This window comes from Streptomyces sp. NPDC060205, from assembly GCF_042728395.1.
Taxonomy (GTDB): Bacteria; Actinomycetota; Actinomycetes; order Streptomycetales; family Streptomycetaceae; genus Streptomyces.
In genome coordinates this window covers 1-15,190 of the sequence record NZ_JBHWZP010000228.1, presented here as the reverse complement: position 1 = coordinate 15,190, position 15,190 = coordinate 1, and the positions used below count along the sequence as shown (strand labels likewise).

At 71.2% G+C, this 15,190-nt stretch carries 16 protein-coding genes; 9 read left to right on the top strand and 7 right to left on the bottom strand.

Features of this window, described 5'->3' with window-relative positions; all coding sequences use genetic code 11:
• Positions 1–51 precede the first annotated feature (51 nt).
• From ACFWGJ_RS30990 to ACFWGJ_RS30980, 3 genes are all read right to left on the bottom strand, one after another.
• Positions 52–345, bottom strand: coding sequence for a DUF1330 domain-containing protein (locus ACFWGJ_RS30990; protein ID WP_387331317.1), 294 nt, complete (start codon positions 343–345; stop codon positions 52–54).
• A gap of 485 nt (positions 346–830) precedes the next feature.
• Positions 831–1,031 carry a hypothetical protein gene (locus ACFWGJ_RS30985; RefSeq protein ID WP_387331316.1) on the bottom strand — a complete coding sequence of 67 codons (201 nt, stop codon included), beginning with the start codon at positions 1,029–1,031 and terminating at the stop codon, positions 831–833.
• A 223-nt stretch (positions 1,032–1,254) separates the two neighbouring features.
• A complete protein-coding gene (locus tag ACFWGJ_RS30980; RefSeq protein WP_387331314.1) occupies positions 1,255–2,130 on the bottom strand; it encodes a helix-turn-helix transcriptional regulator in 876 nt (291 codons plus the stop codon).
• Between the two features lie 131 nt (positions 2,131–2,261).
• Between ACFWGJ_RS30980 and ACFWGJ_RS30975 the strand changes: the two genes are divergently transcribed.
• Positions 2,262–3,167 (top strand): oxidoreductase, encoded by a 906-nt coding sequence (locus ACFWGJ_RS30975; protein ID WP_387331312.1) that lies wholly within the window; start codon positions 2,262–2,264, stop codon positions 3,165–3,167.
• A 102-nt stretch (positions 3,168–3,269) separates the two neighbouring features.
• Here ACFWGJ_RS30975 and ACFWGJ_RS30970 read toward each other — a convergent pair whose 3' ends face one another.
• Positions 3,270–3,776, bottom strand: a complete 507-nt coding sequence (locus ACFWGJ_RS30970) for a MarR family winged helix-turn-helix transcriptional regulator (protein ID WP_387331310.1) — start codon at positions 3,774–3,776, stop codon at positions 3,270–3,272.
• 136 nt (positions 3,777–3,912) lie between these two features.
• On the opposite strand from ACFWGJ_RS30970, the gene ACFWGJ_RS30965 reads away from it, so the two are divergent.
• From ACFWGJ_RS30965 to ACFWGJ_RS30950, 4 genes are all read left to right on the top strand, one after another.
• The gene (locus tag ACFWGJ_RS30965) at positions 3,913–4,665 is read left to right on the top strand and encodes an SDR family NAD(P)-dependent oxidoreductase (protein WP_387331308.1); all 753 of its coding nucleotides are present in this window, start codon (positions 3,913–3,915) and stop codon (positions 4,663–4,665) included.
• A gap of 11 nt (positions 4,666–4,676) precedes the next feature.
• A complete protein-coding gene (locus tag ACFWGJ_RS30960) occupies positions 4,677–5,606 on the top strand; it encodes an NAD-dependent epimerase/dehydratase family protein (RefSeq protein WP_387331306.1) in 930 nt (309 codons plus the stop codon).
• A 52-nt stretch (positions 5,607–5,658) separates the two neighbouring features.
• A complete protein-coding gene (locus ACFWGJ_RS30955; RefSeq protein ID WP_387331304.1) occupies positions 5,659–6,516 on the top strand; it encodes an alpha/beta fold hydrolase in 858 nt (285 codons plus the stop codon).
• A 64-nt stretch (positions 6,517–6,580) separates the two neighbouring features.
• Positions 6,581–6,952, top strand: coding sequence for a DoxX family protein (locus tag ACFWGJ_RS30950; RefSeq protein ID WP_387331302.1), 372 nt, complete (start codon positions 6,581–6,583; stop codon positions 6,950–6,952).
• A 28-nt stretch (positions 6,953–6,980) separates the two neighbouring features.
• Here ACFWGJ_RS30950 and ACFWGJ_RS30945 read toward each other — a convergent pair whose 3' ends face one another.
• The 3 genes from ACFWGJ_RS30945 to ACFWGJ_RS30935 form a co-directional block, all read right to left on the bottom strand.
• On the bottom strand, positions 6,981–8,381 hold the full coding sequence (locus ACFWGJ_RS30945; RefSeq protein ID WP_387331300.1) for an NtaA/DmoA family FMN-dependent monooxygenase: 1,401 nt from the start codon (positions 8,379–8,381) through the stop codon (positions 6,981–6,983).
• Positions 8,378–9,484 carry an LLM class flavin-dependent oxidoreductase gene (locus ACFWGJ_RS30940; protein ID WP_387331298.1) on the bottom strand — a complete coding sequence of 369 codons (1,107 nt, stop codon included), beginning with the start codon at positions 9,482–9,484 and terminating at the stop codon, positions 8,378–8,380. Before ACFWGJ_RS30940 ends, ACFWGJ_RS30945 begins: the two co-directional genes overlap by 4 nt.
• A 358-nt stretch (positions 9,485–9,842) precedes the next feature.
• A complete protein-coding gene (locus tag ACFWGJ_RS30935) occupies positions 9,843–11,309 on the bottom strand; it encodes an MFS transporter (RefSeq protein WP_387331296.1) in 1,467 nt (488 codons plus the stop codon).
• A gap of 496 nt (positions 11,310–11,805) precedes the next feature.
• On the opposite strand from ACFWGJ_RS30935, the gene ACFWGJ_RS30930 reads away from it, so the two are divergent.
• The 4 genes from ACFWGJ_RS30930 to ACFWGJ_RS30915 all read left to right on the top strand — a co-directional run bounded on the left by ACFWGJ_RS30930 (position 11,806) and on the right by ACFWGJ_RS30915 (position 15,152).
• Entirely contained in the window at positions 11,806–13,167 is a 1,362-nt protein-coding gene (locus tag ACFWGJ_RS30930; protein ID WP_387331294.1) for a bifunctional o-acetylhomoserine/o-acetylserine sulfhydrylase, read from the top strand.
• 5 nt (positions 13,168–13,172) lie between these two features.
• Positions 13,173–14,348, top strand: a complete 1,176-nt coding sequence (locus tag ACFWGJ_RS30925) for a homoserine O-acetyltransferase (RefSeq protein ID WP_387331292.1) — start codon at positions 13,173–13,175, stop codon at positions 14,346–14,348.
• Positions 14,349–14,398: 50 nt separating this feature from the next.
• Positions 14,399–14,851 (top strand): hypothetical protein, encoded by a 453-nt coding sequence (locus ACFWGJ_RS30920; protein ID WP_387331290.1) that lies wholly within the window; start codon positions 14,399–14,401, stop codon positions 14,849–14,851.
• 139 nt (positions 14,852–14,990) lie between these two features.
• Positions 14,991–15,152, top strand: coding sequence for a hypothetical protein (locus ACFWGJ_RS30915; protein ID WP_387331289.1), 162 nt, complete (start codon positions 14,991–14,993; stop codon positions 15,150–15,152).
• Positions 15,153–15,190: the final 38 nt, after the last annotated feature.

The following is a 15,190-nucleotide window of genomic DNA, read 5'->3' as shown; positions in this document are numbered from 1 at the left end:
AGAGACAGGGGCGTCACCAGTGCACCCGGCCTCGGTCCGCCCGGCCCTCCGTCAGTCGATGCCTTCGACGATCCGGAAGTCGCGCTCGACACCGTCGGACAGGGCGACCAGCGCCTCCTGGTAGGCCGCACTCTCGTGGACCGCGACGGCCTGCTCGAAGCTGTCGAACTCGATCAGGACGGTGCGCTCGGCGATTCCGGCGTCATGCGCCACGACCCGACCGCCACGCACGAGGGGCCGTCCGCCCCCGGCCTCGACGGCCGCAGCGGCCAGCTTGCCGTAAGCAGCCAGCTTCTCAGGGTCAAAAACGGTGCGGTAGGCGCTGACCCAGTAGCCCTTGGGCATGGAACCTCCAGTGTTGGGCTGTCAGTGTAGTGATGTCGGTCTGGAGATGCCTGTATTGGAGGTCGGTGCGGGGATGAGTGCCTCTGGGTTACGGGGTGGTCTCGGACCAGCGTCTGCGGGGGAGAGCGAGGCTTGTCAGCGTCGCGATCGCCCTGGCACCGATGCCGAACCAGGGCCGCGGTGGTGGAGGCGCTGTCGTCGGGGAAGAGGCGGCCGGGGCCGGTTCCCCCGGCGAGGACAAGGCCGCAGATGGCGCTGCCCAGGGAGCACGGGTCGGCGACGCACGTCCGAAGCCGGGGGCGTGAGCGATGAACACCAGGGCAGGCATCAGCAGTCGCGCCTCGAAACGCGTCGTCAGGGACGCTTGCGCCGACGACCAGTACGTCTGCCCCCGGGCCCACGGCTCGACGGATCTCCGGACTGGGCCCTCGAAGCTTGTGCGCAACGCACAGGACAAGAGCTTGCTCGCCGGTGGGCGGCGGCGCCTACTGGTAGCAGGGCGGTCCGCACAGCACGGTGAGCGTGCCGCTGCCGTCGGCCGGCGTGGCGGGAGCGTGATGGATGGTGGTCGTGGGGGTCTTGCTGGTCTCCCAGGGCATGGGGGCAGCCGTGGCCTGGGGGGCCAGGGCGGTGAAGGCTGCGGTGGTCACGAACACGGCGGCTACCGCGCGCTTGCGCAGACGCATGTGGACTCCTCGATGATCGGCCGGTGAGGTGCGGCGGCCTGCGGCGGGCCTGAGTCGGCGTTCCCGTCAGGCCGTCACGACTGGCTGCCAGTCTTTCCGCGGTTCCGGCAGCCCGACAACAGATTTCAGTGACTCCCAAATTCTTGGACCTCGATCGCGGAGCCGTGCTCCGACGACGTCGAAGCGCCCGCGCTGTCGGTTTGTCCTCGTGATGCGACAGAGCCTAGACGGAGTGCTTGTCGGCGCGCGCCGAGCGGGTCGCGTGCAGGGACGCCAGGAGCTGGAGTCGTTCCGCGTCGGGGCTGCCCGGTTCGGTGGTGAAGGCCAGGATGAACGGGCCCGGTCTGCCGGGCAGCGGATAGGTGTCCCAGTCCAGGACGATGTCACCGACCTCGGGGACCCGGAAGGTCTTGGAGCCGCTGACCGACGCCCGTACGTCGTGCCGGGCCCACAACCGCCGGAACTCGGCGCTGCGGATGCTCAGTTCGCCCACGATGGCGGTGGCGCGCGGATGGGTGGGGTCGGTGGCGACGGCGGCGCGCATCATGCCGATGTAGTCCAGGGCCTGCCGCTCCCAGTCCGGGCAGCTCCGCTCGCCGGTCAGCGTGTCGTCGAACATCAGCAGGAGCATGTTGAGCCGGTCGGACGGTTGGTCGTCCGGGCTGCCGAGGAGCGCCTCCGCCATCGGGTTCCAGGCGAGCAGGTCGAGATGCCGGCCGAGTACGAGCGCCGGAGTGTCCATCACCTGCAGCAGTCGCCGGGTGCTGTCCGGCACCTTTTCCGGACCGTGGTGCGTCCGGGCGGGCAGAGGGCGGCGGGCGGCATGGGCCAGGGTGAACAGGTGCCTGCGCTCCTCGTCGTCCAGTCCCAGTGCGTGGGCGAGCGCGTCCAGGACGTCGTCGGACGGGCGTACCTCCCGGCCCTGCTCCATCCGCTGGTAGTAGTCGGTGCTCAGCCCGGCCAGGAGGGCCAGTTCCTCGCGCCGTAGCCCGGTGACCTTGCGCCGGCCGCCGGGTTCCAGACCGACGTCGTGCGGACGCAGCCTGCCGCGCCGGGCGCGCAGGAAATCTCCCAGCTCACGAGCGTAAGGATGGCTCATGTCTCCAGTGTGCCGCGTCGCCGGGCGGGCAAGGTAGGTCCCGCAGACCTAGGCAACGGAGAACGACCGATCCCGTGCGCACTGCTCCTAGCGTCGCCGGTGTACCGCACCGACACCCTCAGGAGCAGCGGATGACCGCATGGACCGCCGACCGCATTCCCGACCAGCACGGCCGGATCGCCGTCGTCACCGGCGCGAACTCGGGCCTGGGCCTGGTCACCGCCACCGAACTGGCACGCCACGGCGCCCACGTCGTACTCGCCGTCCGCAACACCGTCGCCGGCGAGGAGGCCGCCCGCCGGATCGGCGGGGACGTCGAGGTACGCGAGCTGGACCTGGCCTCCCTGGATTCGGTTCGGGCGTTCGCCGCGGGGCTGGCCGCCGACCACCCGGCCGTCGACCTGCTGGTCAACAACGCGGGCGTGGTGTTGCTCGGCCCGCGCCGCACCTCCGCCGACGGCTTCGAGCTGCAGCTCGGCACCAACATGCTGGGCCACTTCGCGCTGACCGGTCTGCTGCTCGACAAGCTGGCCGCGGCGCGGGAACCCCGGGTGGTCAGCCTCAGTTCGATCACCCACAAGAACGCGCACCTCGACTTCGACGACCTGATGTTCGAGCGTGACTACCGGGCCTCTCCCGCCTACGGCCGGTCCAAGCTCGCGACGACGGTCTTCGGGGTGGAACTGGACCGCCGCCTGCGCGCTGCCGGATCGCCGGTCGTCAGCACGCTGGCCCACCCCGGTCTCACCCGCACCAATCTGACTCCGCGTGCTTGGGAGCACCGTGGCCGGTTCGGACAGCTGATCGCGTGGGTCGGCCTTCTGGCCACCCAGTCCGTGGAGCAGGGTGCGCTGCCGCAGTTGCGCGCCGCGACCGAACCCGGCCTGCGGGGCGGCCGGTTCTTCGGACCGTCCAAGCTGTGGGAGACGAGGGGCCGGGTCACCGACGCCCGGCTCAGCCGAGAGGCGGCCGACCCCGCCGTGGGCAAGCAGCTCTGGGCGGCGGCCGAAGAACTGACCGGGATCAGCTATCTCTGAACCGGCGGCACCTGTCTCCGACGCGAGAGACCCACGCAGGTTCGGCATGACGCCGCGCTCGGTCCGCTGCCCGGTCCTTGCGCCACAGGGCGCTGCGTGGGGCTAGCAGGCTGCGTCGTCGGGCGCGATGACCTCGCGCTGCGCGGTCTGTGCGACGCGCGCGAGCAGTGTCCGCAGCTGCTCGGTGTCCTTGGGCCCGAGGTCGGTCAGCAGGCGTGCTTCGGCGGCACCGAGGCTGTGCCGTACTTCGGTGAGGCGGGCGCGTCCGGTGTCGGTGATGAGCACTTGGCGGGCGCGCCGGTCCCGTGGGTCCGGCTTGCGGGTCACCAGGCCGTGGGCTTCGAGGTCGTCGAGGAGGTAGGTCATCACGGTGCGATCGAGACTGACTTCTTTGGCGAGGGCGAGCTGGGAGGGCGGCTCGCTGCCGCCGGCCAGTGCCACCAGGACCAGGTAGCCGCGGGCTCCGCCGGGCAGGCCCGCGACGGAGTCGGTGGCGACGCGGCGGAACGCCGCGGACACCATGCGGATCGCCCAGCCCAGGTCGGTGTCCAGCGCCAGGGATTCCGGATCGGCACGCGGCTTCTTGTTCTCGGACGTGGATGCGCTCACCCGCACATCGTACCGCATGCGCTCACCAACAGATGTTCTTGCGAACAGAACATCTTGTAGGCATAGTGGATTGCGGAAGAGCGCCGGGCCGTCATCCGTGCCGTGCGCTGAGAGCACCACGGCAAGGAAGATCACCATGAGCGCCGACACCGCTTTGCAGGGCCGTATCGCACTCGTCACCGGAGCGACGTCCGGCATCGGCAGCGCCATCGCGCGGAACCTCGCCGCGCAGGGCGCAGACGTCGTCCTGCACGGTCGCGATCAGAGGCGTGGTGAGGCTCTGGTCAAGGAGATCGAGGCCGGGGGCGGCAGCGCTCGTTTCCTTCCCGCCGACCTCAGTGACGCCGACAGCACGCTGCGCCTGGCCGCCGCTGCCGGGGCTGTGGACATCCTGGTCAACAGCGCGGGGCTGTACGAGTTCGCTCCGACCGCTGTGAGCGATGCCGCGAGCTTCGACCGGCAGGTCGCGGTCAACACGCGCGCCCCGTTCCTGCTGGTCGGCGCGTTGGCACCGGGCATGGCCGCGCGTGGTCGGGGGTCGATCGTGATCGTCGGCTCCAGTGCGGCCCGCATGCCCGCCCCCGTCGGCGCCGCCTACGGCGCTTCCAAGGCCGGCGCGGAGGTCCTCACCCGTTACTGGGCAACCGAGTTCGGCCCCTCGGGCGTGCGCGTCAACACCGTCTCCCCCGGTCCCGTGCGCACCGAGGGCACCAAGGCCATGCTCGGCGACCACATCGCGGTGCTGGACAGGACCAACGCCCGCGGCCGCGCCGGGGATCCCCGCGAGATCGCCGACATCGTGTCCTTCCTGGTCAGTGACGCCAGCTCCTACGTCAACGGCGCCGTGCTGTTCGCCGACGGCGGCGAGCTCAGCGCCCTGCCCTCCTGAGGAACCTCGTCATGAACATCTTCGTCATCGGCGCCACCGGCTTCGTCGGCGGCGCCCTGGCCCGGCACCTGTCCGCGGAAGGCCACGCGGTCACCGGCCTGGCCCGCACCGGAAGCGCTGCCGCCGACCTCGACTCCCAGGGCATCACACCCGTGACCGGCGACCTGGACGAGCACCGTGGCGCCGTCATGACAGCGGCCCGGACTGCCGACGCGGTCGTCTACGCCGCCCAGGCCGGACCCGAGCAGGAGACCGCGACCGTTCAGGACCTCGTCCGGGCCCTGACCGGCACGCACCGGACGCTCGTTCTCCTGTCCGGCAACGGAGTGCTGGCGCAGCGCACCGCCGGCGCCTGGAGTCCTGACGTCTTCGCTGAGGACGATCCGTTCACGCCCGAACCCCTGGCCGCCTATCGCAAGGCCGCCGAGGACACTGTCATCGCCGCTGCGGGGAACGGGCTGCGCCCGATGGTCGTCCGGCCCGGTCTGATCTGGGGTCCCGGCGACCACGGTCATGTGTCGATGGTCTACCGGTCGGTGGCCGCGACCGGGGCAGCCTGCTACGTCGGGGAAGGGCTGAACACCTACAGTCACGTCCACATCGACGACGTGACCCGCCTGTTCTCCCTCGCCCTGGAGAAGGGCCGGCACGGCGGGCTGTACCACGCGGTGGCCGGAGAGATTCCCAACCGCTGGATCGCCGAATGCGTCGCCGCCGACCTCGGTGTCACGGCACACAGCCTCACGCCCGAGGAGGCCACCGGTGTGTGGGGCGAGTTCGGCGCCCTCGTCATGGCCGTCTCCGCCCGCATCCGCGCTGTCCGCGCACAGCGGGATCTGGGCTGGCAGCCCCGGCACACCGACATGCTCACCACGATCGGCGAGGAGCGCCTGCGCCGGCTGGCCCTCCCTCAGACGCCCGTCGGCCCTTTGTCTCTCTAGCCCTTCCTCGTTTTCTCCCTCTGTCCCTTTTCCTTCGATGAAAGGTGCTGCCATGAGCACTGGCGACTGGCTTCCCGACGGCTTCGCCGTGCAGCGGATCGACACCAACGGCACCCGCCTGTCGGTCGCGGTCGGCGGCAACGGCCCCGTCCTGGTCCTGCTCCACGGCTGGCCCCAGACCTCCCGCGCCTGGGCCCGCGTCATGCCGGACCTCGCCCGCGACCACACCCTCGTCGTACCCGACCTGCGCGGTACCGGCGACAGCGACCGGCCCGAGGGCGGCTACGCCAAGACCCACCAGGCCGACGACCTACGCGGCATCCTCACCGCCCTGCATCTCACCGGCCCCGTGGCCGTGGCCGGCCACGACATCGGCTCCATGGTCGCCTTCGCCTGGGCCGCCGCCCACCCCGAGGACGTCTCCCATCTGATCCTGGTCGACTCCCTGCTGCCCGGCCTCGGCCTGGAAGAGGCGATGAACGTCGCCGAGGGCGGCATGTGGCACTTCGGCCTCTTCATGACCCCCCACATTCCCGAGATGCTCTTCGACGGTCACGAACTGGAGTTCTTCACCGCCACCTTCACCGCCATGTCCAGCCCCGGCACCTTCGACGATCACGACCTGGCCACCTACGCCCGGGCGTACACCGGGCGCGAGCGGCTGCGCGGCGGCTTCGAGCACTACCGCACACTCCTGGAGGACGGCCGGGAGAACCGCGCTCTGCTCGCCGAGCGGAAACTGCCCATGCCCGTCCTCGCCATCGGCTCCGCCCGGTCCGGAACCACCACCGCGCAGGCCCTGGCGCCTCACGCCGGCAACGTCCGGGGCACCGTCGCCCCGACCGGACACTTCGTCGCGGAGGAAGACCCCGTCTGGTTCAGCAAGACGGTCACCGCGTTCCTCGCGTGACGTCCGGCCACCCCCTGGTCGTGCACATCCCTTCTCCGTCTGTTCCTTCTCCGTATGGGAAATCATGAACCTTGTTCTGTGGGTCGTCGCCGCACTGCTCGCCGCGGCTTTCCTCTTTTCCGGCCTGTTCAAGCTGGTGCTGTCGCACGAGAAGTACGTCGCCGCCCAGGACTGGGCCGAGGACGCACCGCGCTGGGCTCCCCACGCGATCGGCGTGGTGGAGGTGGTCGGCGCGATCGGCGTGGTCCTGCCCGCCATGGCCGGCATCTCACCGGTCCTCGTCCCGCTCGCCGCGACCGGACTGGCCCTGGTGATGACCGGCGCCGTGGCGATGCACCTGCGACGCCGAGAGTTCCACGCGCTGGTACCGAGCGGAGTACTTCTGGTCCTGGCCGCGACAGTGGCGTGGGGCCGGTTCGGGCCCTACGCGTTCTGATGAGGAGGAAACGCGGTGCGCCGGCAGGTCACCCGGCCTGCCGTCGGCCGGTCGAGGAGCGGTGGGTGAGAGGTTCCCGCAGGCCGAGATGGTCGCGCAGGGTCGTGCCTGTGTACTCGGTGCGGTAGACACCACGCTCCTGCAGTGCGGGGACGAGCAGGTCGACGATGTCGTCCAAACCGTCGGGGATCAGGTACGGCGTGATGTTGAAGCCGTCGACGGCACCGTGGCGGACGTAGTGGGCGAACTTGTCGGCGAGGCCGGCCGGAGTACCGACGTGACCGCGCTGGGGGCCGAGCGCGATGACGGTCTCACGCAGCGACCAGCCGTGCGCGTCCGCCTTCTCGCGCCACTCGGCGACCACCGCGCGCGGATCGGCGACGCGCCGGGCGCCGAAGGAGCCGTCGTTCTCCGCGACGACCGGGTCCTCCGCGGGCAACGCCCCGTCGGCGTCGCGGTCGGAGAGGTCCAGCCCCCACAGGAGCCCGGCGATGCCCAAGGCCGTCGCCGGAGTGACCTGTTGCAACCGGATCCACCGCTTCTTCTCCAGCGCCTCCTCCTCGGTGGCCCCGATGATGATCTCCGTACCCGGGAGAATGCGCAGGTCGTCGTCGGGCCGGCCGACGGCACGCAGACGGCGCCGGAGGTCGTCGGCGAAAGCGAGCGCGTCGTCGAAGTCGTTGCCGTGCGCGGAGAAGATGACGTCGGCGTTGCGGGCGGCGAAGTCGCGCCCCTCACCGGAATCCCCGGCCTGGAAGATCACGGGGTGCCCCTGGCTGCTCCTCGGCAGTGTGGGGACGAGACTGACGTCGAACTGGGTGCCCTGGTGGTGGACGTGGCGTACGCCGCCGGGGGCCGCCCAGACGGGAGCGCCGGAGGAGCCGGAGACGGCCCGGTCGTCCCAGCCGTCCCAGATGGCCCGGGCCACGGTCAGGAACTCCTCGGCGCGCCGGTAGCGGTCGGCGTGGTCGAGGTAGCCGCCGCGCCGGAAGTTGGCGCCGGTCCAGGCGTTGTCGGTGGTCACCACGTTCCAGCCGGCGCGCCCTTCGGAGAGCAGGTCGAGGCCGGAGAGGCGGCGGGCGAGGTCGGCGGGCTCGTTGAACGTGGTGTTGGACGTGCTCACGAGGCCGATCCGCTCGGTGACGGCGGCCAGCGCGGCAAGCTGGGTGAGGGCGTCCGGTCGTCCAGCGATGTCCAGGTCGTGGATGCGGCCGTCGACCTCGCGCAGCCGCAGCCCCTCCCCCAGGAAGAACGCGTCGAACAGGCCCCGTTCGGCACTTCGGGCGACGCGCCGGTAGCTGGCGGGGTCGATCTGGGAACCGCTGGCCTGGTCGGACCAGATGGTCCAGTGGTTGACGCCCTGGAAGAAGACGCCGAGGTGGAGCTGAGCGTCGGGCCGGGGAACGTCGAGGGGGTCCGTGCGGGTCATCGGGTCTCCTCCCGGGCCGGGGTCGCCGGGGTTGTGTAGCGGTTGGCGGGGCGTTCCAGTCCCAGTTGGGTCCGCAGGGACGCGCCGGGCAGCGGGCGCACGGCGTGACGCCGCTCGAAGAGGTGGGGCAGCACCAGTCCGGACAGCACGTTCAGGTCCTCGTCGATGACGAGCGGGTGCAGGCGCACGCCGTCCACGACGCCCCTCAACCGCTGCAGCAGGGTGGCGAGTTCGGCGGCGGAACCGACATGGCGCAGCCGTCCGCTGTCGGTCCAGGGCGCGTGGCGCTCAAGGTCGGCGAGCCGCTCCTCGGCCGTGGCGACCGGGGTGTCGAGGGCGACTTCGACCTCGGCGAAGGTCCGCGGCGTTCCGGCGGTGGCCGCGGCAGCTTCGAGCGCTGCGAGGTCGCGTCCCGCGACGAGGCCTACGTCGAGGTACCCGGCCGGTACGAGGTCGGGGCGGCCGAGGACGACGAGTTGCCCCTGCGGCGGGCGCGGCACGATCGCCGGGCCCTTCACGGCGTAGGTGTCGCCCGTGAAGTCGACATAGTGCAGCCGTTCCCGGTCCAGGTAGCGGCTGGTGGCCACGGAACGGATGACCGCGTCGTCCTCCCACGAGTCCCACAGGGCGCGGACGACCTCGACGCCGTCGCGGGACTCACGGGCCCGGGCGGCGGCGCCGTCGACGAGCCGGCGGCCCCAGAGCCGGGCCGCCTCCGGACGTGTCTCCTCGCTCACCACCCATCCGGCACGCCCGGTCGAGATGTGGTCGAGTGACGCCAACTGGCTGGAGACGTGGAAGGGTTCGGCGTACGTCACCGGGACGACGGGCGCGATACCGATGACACTCGTCGAGGCCGCGACGAACGCGGCCCGCTCCACCGCGCCGATACGGCCGACCACATCGGGCGTGGCGCCGGGCGGGAGGGTGCCGTCCTCCAGGGTGATCAGGGTGAACCCGGCGTTCTCCGCGGCGGCGGCGACTCGGGAGACCCGGCGGGGCGTCAGCAGGTGATCGGGCGAATGGGCGGCGCGGCGCCAGGCCGCGGGATGCGCGCCGTCACCGTCGAGTTCCACGGCGAGCCGCAGGGCGGGGCCGGACATGGTGTTCCTTCCGAAGAGCACGAGGAGCCTGTCGGTCCGACGGGCCGACAGGGGTCAGATACGTGCGGAAGGACAGGCGGCGGAGGCGGTGCGGCAGTAGTCCACGTGCCGTCGGGTGATCAGCCGCGTCCCCGTGGAGGCAGCGTCCGGTGCCACACGGCGTGTGCGCATCGGTGCCTCCCCCCGTTCGGAATCGGTCACTTGAACCTACGTCTTCGGCCCCGGAACGTGTCAAGACCACTAGATGTACATGCATACGGCGGCGACGCGACCCCCCTCACGCCACGAACCGCCCCACCCCACGAACCGCCCCGCATCGCGACCCACTTCAACGAACCGCCTCGCATCGCGACCCGCCTCACCATCGGCGCCCGGCTCCGCGCCCTGCGCCGAGTCCGGCCGACGTGGGTACCGACGGGCGGGTGCGTGTACCGATGCGGCGCAGCAGTGACAGCACCAGAGCCGCACCGAGCAGGCAGGCGCAGACGCAGGAGGCGAGCGCGTAGCCCGCCCGGGCGTGGTCGCCCCCTGCCGGACCGGGCGTGGCGTGCAGGTAGACCGCCGAGCCGGCGCTGAGGCAGACGGCCGCCGCGATGCGTTGAGCCATCTGCAGGATGCCGCCGCCCACACCCGCGGCCTCTGCGGGGGCGTGCTGAAGCACCTGGGTCTGGTTGGGCGAGACAGCGAGCCCCGAAGCGGTGCCGGCCAGCAGTTGCGTTCCCGCGAGTGCCATGGGGAGTACCGCCATCGGTACGAGGAGCGCGACCGCGGCCCCGGTCAGCGTGGCGGCGATCCCCAGAGCGAGGCCGACGGTCACCGTGCGTGGTCCGATCCGCCGTACCAGACGCCAGGCGAGCGCCGAGGAGACGCCCATGGCCACGGCCGAGGGGAGTGTGACCGCCGCCGTGAGGAGAGCGGACAGGCCGAGCCCGTCCTGCAGGAAGACCGTGAGCACGAGAGAGGCGGCCAGCGAGGAGCCGAACTGGGCCATCGCGACGGCCGTGCCCAGCACGTACGGCTTCGAGGACGTCAGCGCCGGATGTACCAGCGGCTGACGGCCACGGCGAACACGTACGCGCTGGTGCTGGACGAAGAGGACGGCCAGGGCACACAGCAAGGCCGTCCACAGGAGCGCCCCTCCCCCGCTGTCCGGCGTGCGGATGAAGGGCACCATGAGCGTCAGCGTGCACCCACAGGCCAGTACGAGGCCGAGGACGTCCAGTCGGGAGTCGTGGGCGGTGCGCCGGGGCGGGGGCAGCCCGCGAGCCGCGAGGACCAGGGTGGCCACCGCGCAGGGGGCGCTCAGCAGGAGGCAGGACCGCCAGCCCGCCCCGGCGCCGAGGCCGGCGACGAGCGCACCGCCGAGCGGCGGGCCGAGTGCCGCGGCGACGCCGGCGGTGACCGCGTACAGGCCCAAGGCACGCCCGCGGGCCTGACCGTGGAAGACGTCCTGAATGGTGCCGATCACCTGGGAGTTGACGAGTCCGGCCGCGGCGCCCTGCACCAGCCGGGCGCCGATCAGGGTCCCGGGTCCCCCGCCGGTCGCCGCCGTCACTCCGGCGAGGAGAAAGACGGCCATCCCCGCGAGGAAGAGACGTTTACGTCCGTACAGGTCACCGAGACTGCCCCCGGGAACGAGCGCCAGTCCGAACGTCAGCGAGTAACCGGCCACGATCCACTGGACGTCGGCCGCGGACGCGTCGAGCGACTGACGCATGCTCGGCACGGCGATGTTCAGAACTGCCTGGTCCAGCAGGGTGGTCGCGCCCGCGGCCATGCACACCCACAGCACCCGCCGTGCCGCACGGTCCTGCCCCGGAAGCATCACCGGTGCCGGGGCGGCCCCGTCAGGCCGAGGTGTTCGCACGGCGGGGTGCCGTTGCGGTGGGTGCGCAAGAGCAACAGACCTGGTCGAACCGGTCGGCGCGGCGGCTCACCCAGAACGGGTCGAGCAGCACCGGGTGCGCCTGGCCAGTGGTCTCCATGGCCGGATCAAAGCACACGCGGGAAGGTGCGTCCACCACGCGTCCTGACCCGTGAGAGACCCCTGCCGTGCTGGTGCTCGCAGCCCGTGGTGTGGTTACCTGGCTGCATGACCGTGCTCGTGACCCGCCGCCACGTCGACTACGTGCGTGTCACCACCACGGGCTGTTCCGCCGTGAGCTGACTCCGTCCTCCGGCGTCCGACCAGCCCTTTCCCACACCACCGCACCGCGCCGCGCTGACTGCTGCCCGTATCCGGGCATGTGCTCGCGGCCTGCGGCCCTTTCGCCTTCCCCTCAGCGCATTCGTGCGCCGCCGTACCCTCACAAGGGAGCACCATGAGCCAGCCCATCGACTCCGTCACCGCCGGTCACACCCCCGAGAACGAACCCGCCGGGCCCGACGCCTCGGCGTGGTCCTTCGAGACGAAGCAGATTCACGCGGGAGCTGCACCCGACCCGACGACCGGCGCCCGGGCGACACCGATCTACCAGACGACGTCCTTCGTCTTCCGCGACACACAGCACGCCGCCGACCTGTTCTCGCTGGCCGAGCCCGGAAACATCTACACCCGCATCCACAACCCCACCCAGGACGTCTTCGAACAGCGCATCGCCGCTCTGGAAGGCGGAGTTGCGGCCGTGGCACTGTCCTCCGGGCAGGCGGCGGAGACCCTGGCCATCCTCACGCTGGCGAGCTCCGGCGACCACATCGTCGCCTCCTCCTCCCTCTACGGCGGCACCTATAACCTCTTCCGGCACACCCTCCCGAAGCTGGGCATCGGGGTGTCCTTCGTGGACGACCCCGACGACTTCGAGGCCTGGCGGCGGGAGATCCGGCCGAACACGAAGGCACTGTTCGCCGAGACGCTGGGAAATCCGCGCGGCAACGTACTGGACGTGCGCGCGGTCGCCGACGTGGCACACGGGGCGGGAGTCCCGCTGATCGTGGACAACACGGTGCCGACTCCCTATCTGCTGCGACCCATCGAACACGGCGCGGACATCGTGGTGCACTCGGCGACCAAGTTCCTGGGCGGGCACGGCACCACCATCGCGGGGGTCGTCGTCGACGGCGGCACCTTCGACTTCGGCGCGCACACGGAGCGGTTCCCCGACTTCACCGAGCCGGACCCCAGCTACCACGGCCTGCAGTACTGGCCGGCCCTCGGTCCGGGGGCCTTCGCCGTCAAGCTGCGCGTGCAACTGCTGCGTGACCTCGGGCCCGCACTCTCCCCGCACTCCTCCTTCCTGCTCTTGCAGGGCGTGGAGACGCTGAGCCTGCGCATCGAACGGCACTCCGCCAACGCCCAGGCCCTGGCCGAGTGGCTGGAGCAGCGCGACGAGGTCGCCGCCGTCCACTATCCGGGGCTGGAGTCCAGCCACTGGTACGAGGCGGGGCGGACGTATCTGCCGCGCGGCGCCGGTGCGGTGGTCTCCTTCGAACTGCGGGACGGCGTCGAGGCGGGCAAACGCTTCGTGGACGCGGTCGAGTTGTTCAGCCATCTCGCCAACATCGGCGACGTGCGCAGCCTCATCATCCACCCGGCGTCCACCACCCACAGCCAGCTCGACGAGGAACAGCTGACGGCCACCGGCACCTCCCCCGGTCTGGTGCGTCTGTCGGTCGGTATCGAGAATCTCGCCGACCTCAAGGCCGACCTGGAGGCCGGGTTCCGTGCGGCCAAGGGCGCGTCCTGAGCGGCGTGCTGACGCCGTCCCAGGTCCCTCTCCCGCCGGCCTCCGGTGGCTGGCGGGAGGGGGACCCGCCCGGGCGCCGGCGGTGGTATCTGCGGGCGGATCCGCTCGCATTGGAGGCCGGCGGTGAACTGCCCGGTGTCCAGCTCGCGTTCGAGACCTGGGGGCAGCTCGCGCCCGACCGGTCCAACGCGGTGCTGGTGCTGCACGCTCTCACCGGCGACAGCCATGCGGCCGGGCACGCCGAGCCCGGCCATCCCACTCCCGGCTGGTGGGACGCGCTCATCGGCCCGGGGCGAGCGCTCGACACGGACCGTTGGTTCGTGGTGGCGCCGAACGTGCTCGGCGGCTGCCAGGGCAGCACCGGACCGTCCTCCCCGGGCCCCTCCGGTCGGCGCTGGGGCGGCACCTTCCCCTTTCTGACACAGCGTGACCAGGTCGCGGCCGAAACCGGTGTGGCCGATGCGCTGGGCATCGACCGCTGGGCCCTGGTGGTCGGCGGGTCGATGGGCGGGATGCGCGCGCTGGAATGGGCGGTGTCGCATCCCGAACGGACGGACGCGCTCCTGCTGCTCGCCACGGCGGCCTCGGCGAGTGCCGAGCAGATCGCCTGGGCCGACATCCAGCTGCACGCCATCCGCTCCGACCCGCACTGGCACGACGGCAACTACCACGGCACCGGCCGCGGTCCCCTCGCCGGGCTCGGCCTGGCCCGACGGCTCGCCCATGTCACGTATCGCAGCGAGCCGGAACTCCAGGTCCGCTTCGGCCGCCGCCCCCAGGACACGGAGGACCCGTGGCGCGGCGGCCGGTACCAGGTCGGGTCCTACCTCGACCATCACGCGGCCAAGCTGGTCCGCCGCTTCGACGCGGGCAGTTACGTCGTCCTGTGCGAGGCGATGAACAGCCACGACATCGGCCGCGGTCGCGGCGGGCTGCGCGCCGCCCTGAGCCGGGTGACCGCCAGGACCCTGGTGGCCGCGGTCGACTCCGACCGCCTCTACCCGCCGTCCCAGCAGGCGGAACTGGCGGCGGGCATCACCACGTCGGACGCTCTGCGGGTGATCGAGTCGCCGCACGGCCACGACGGTTTCCTCCTTGAGACGGAACAGGTCGCCGCGCTCGTGGGCGAACTTCTTCCCACCCGCCCCACCACAACCGCATCCTGCTCCCGAGAGTCCTAGTACTGAGCGCCGGCAGAAGTCGGCCACCCCGGGGGATCGGGACACGAGTCATGCAGAAGTACGCGATCGTCCAGCACATCACACGGTTCCTCCGGCCCCCGCGTGGTGCGGGACAGCAGCCGGCCACGTTCGTCCGGCAGTTGGTGGGGCTCTGGCTGTTGGCGCTCGCCCTCGGGGCCGGGCTCACCGCGATCGGCTGGGACGACGAGTTCGGCATGGCGCTGCTGCTCCTCTTCTACGGCGACATCATCGACGGGGTGCGGTACCGCTGGACGGCCGCACTGGCCGGGGTGACCGTCCTGACGGTTGCCGGCCGGCTCACACGAGCCGTCCTGCCCGGCTCCCTCGACGACGCCTGGGCGCAGAGCGTCGGCTCCGCCGTCGGTGTCACGCTCGGGCTGGCCGTGAGCGCCGCGATCACACGGCTTCCGGAACGCCGTCCCCATCGGCCCGACGGGAAACATGAATCCGGATTCAGCGGTCAGGGCTCTCCGAAAGGATGAGGGGTCGCCGATCTCGGTGCCGACAAGCCCGCTTTTGAGAGGGCGTTCCGCACCCTGACATGTGTCAGGGACGCGATGTTCCTGGCGCGGTCTACAGTTCCCGCCAGGAAATGCCAACAACCTCGTTTTGGAGGCAAGCATGGCGGACATCGCTGCACGCACGACGTCGGAGCAGGAATTCCCCGAGATCGAGGTCCAGGTCTCGCCGGTGGCCGAGAGGGCAAGGGCGACCTTCGCCAAGAACCACAACCGCCCCGCGCTCCCGGGTTTCCATCTCGTGTTCGGTGACTCGGTGAAGTAGCCGCTGGATTCCGCGCGTACCGAAAGTCGCAGGGCTCC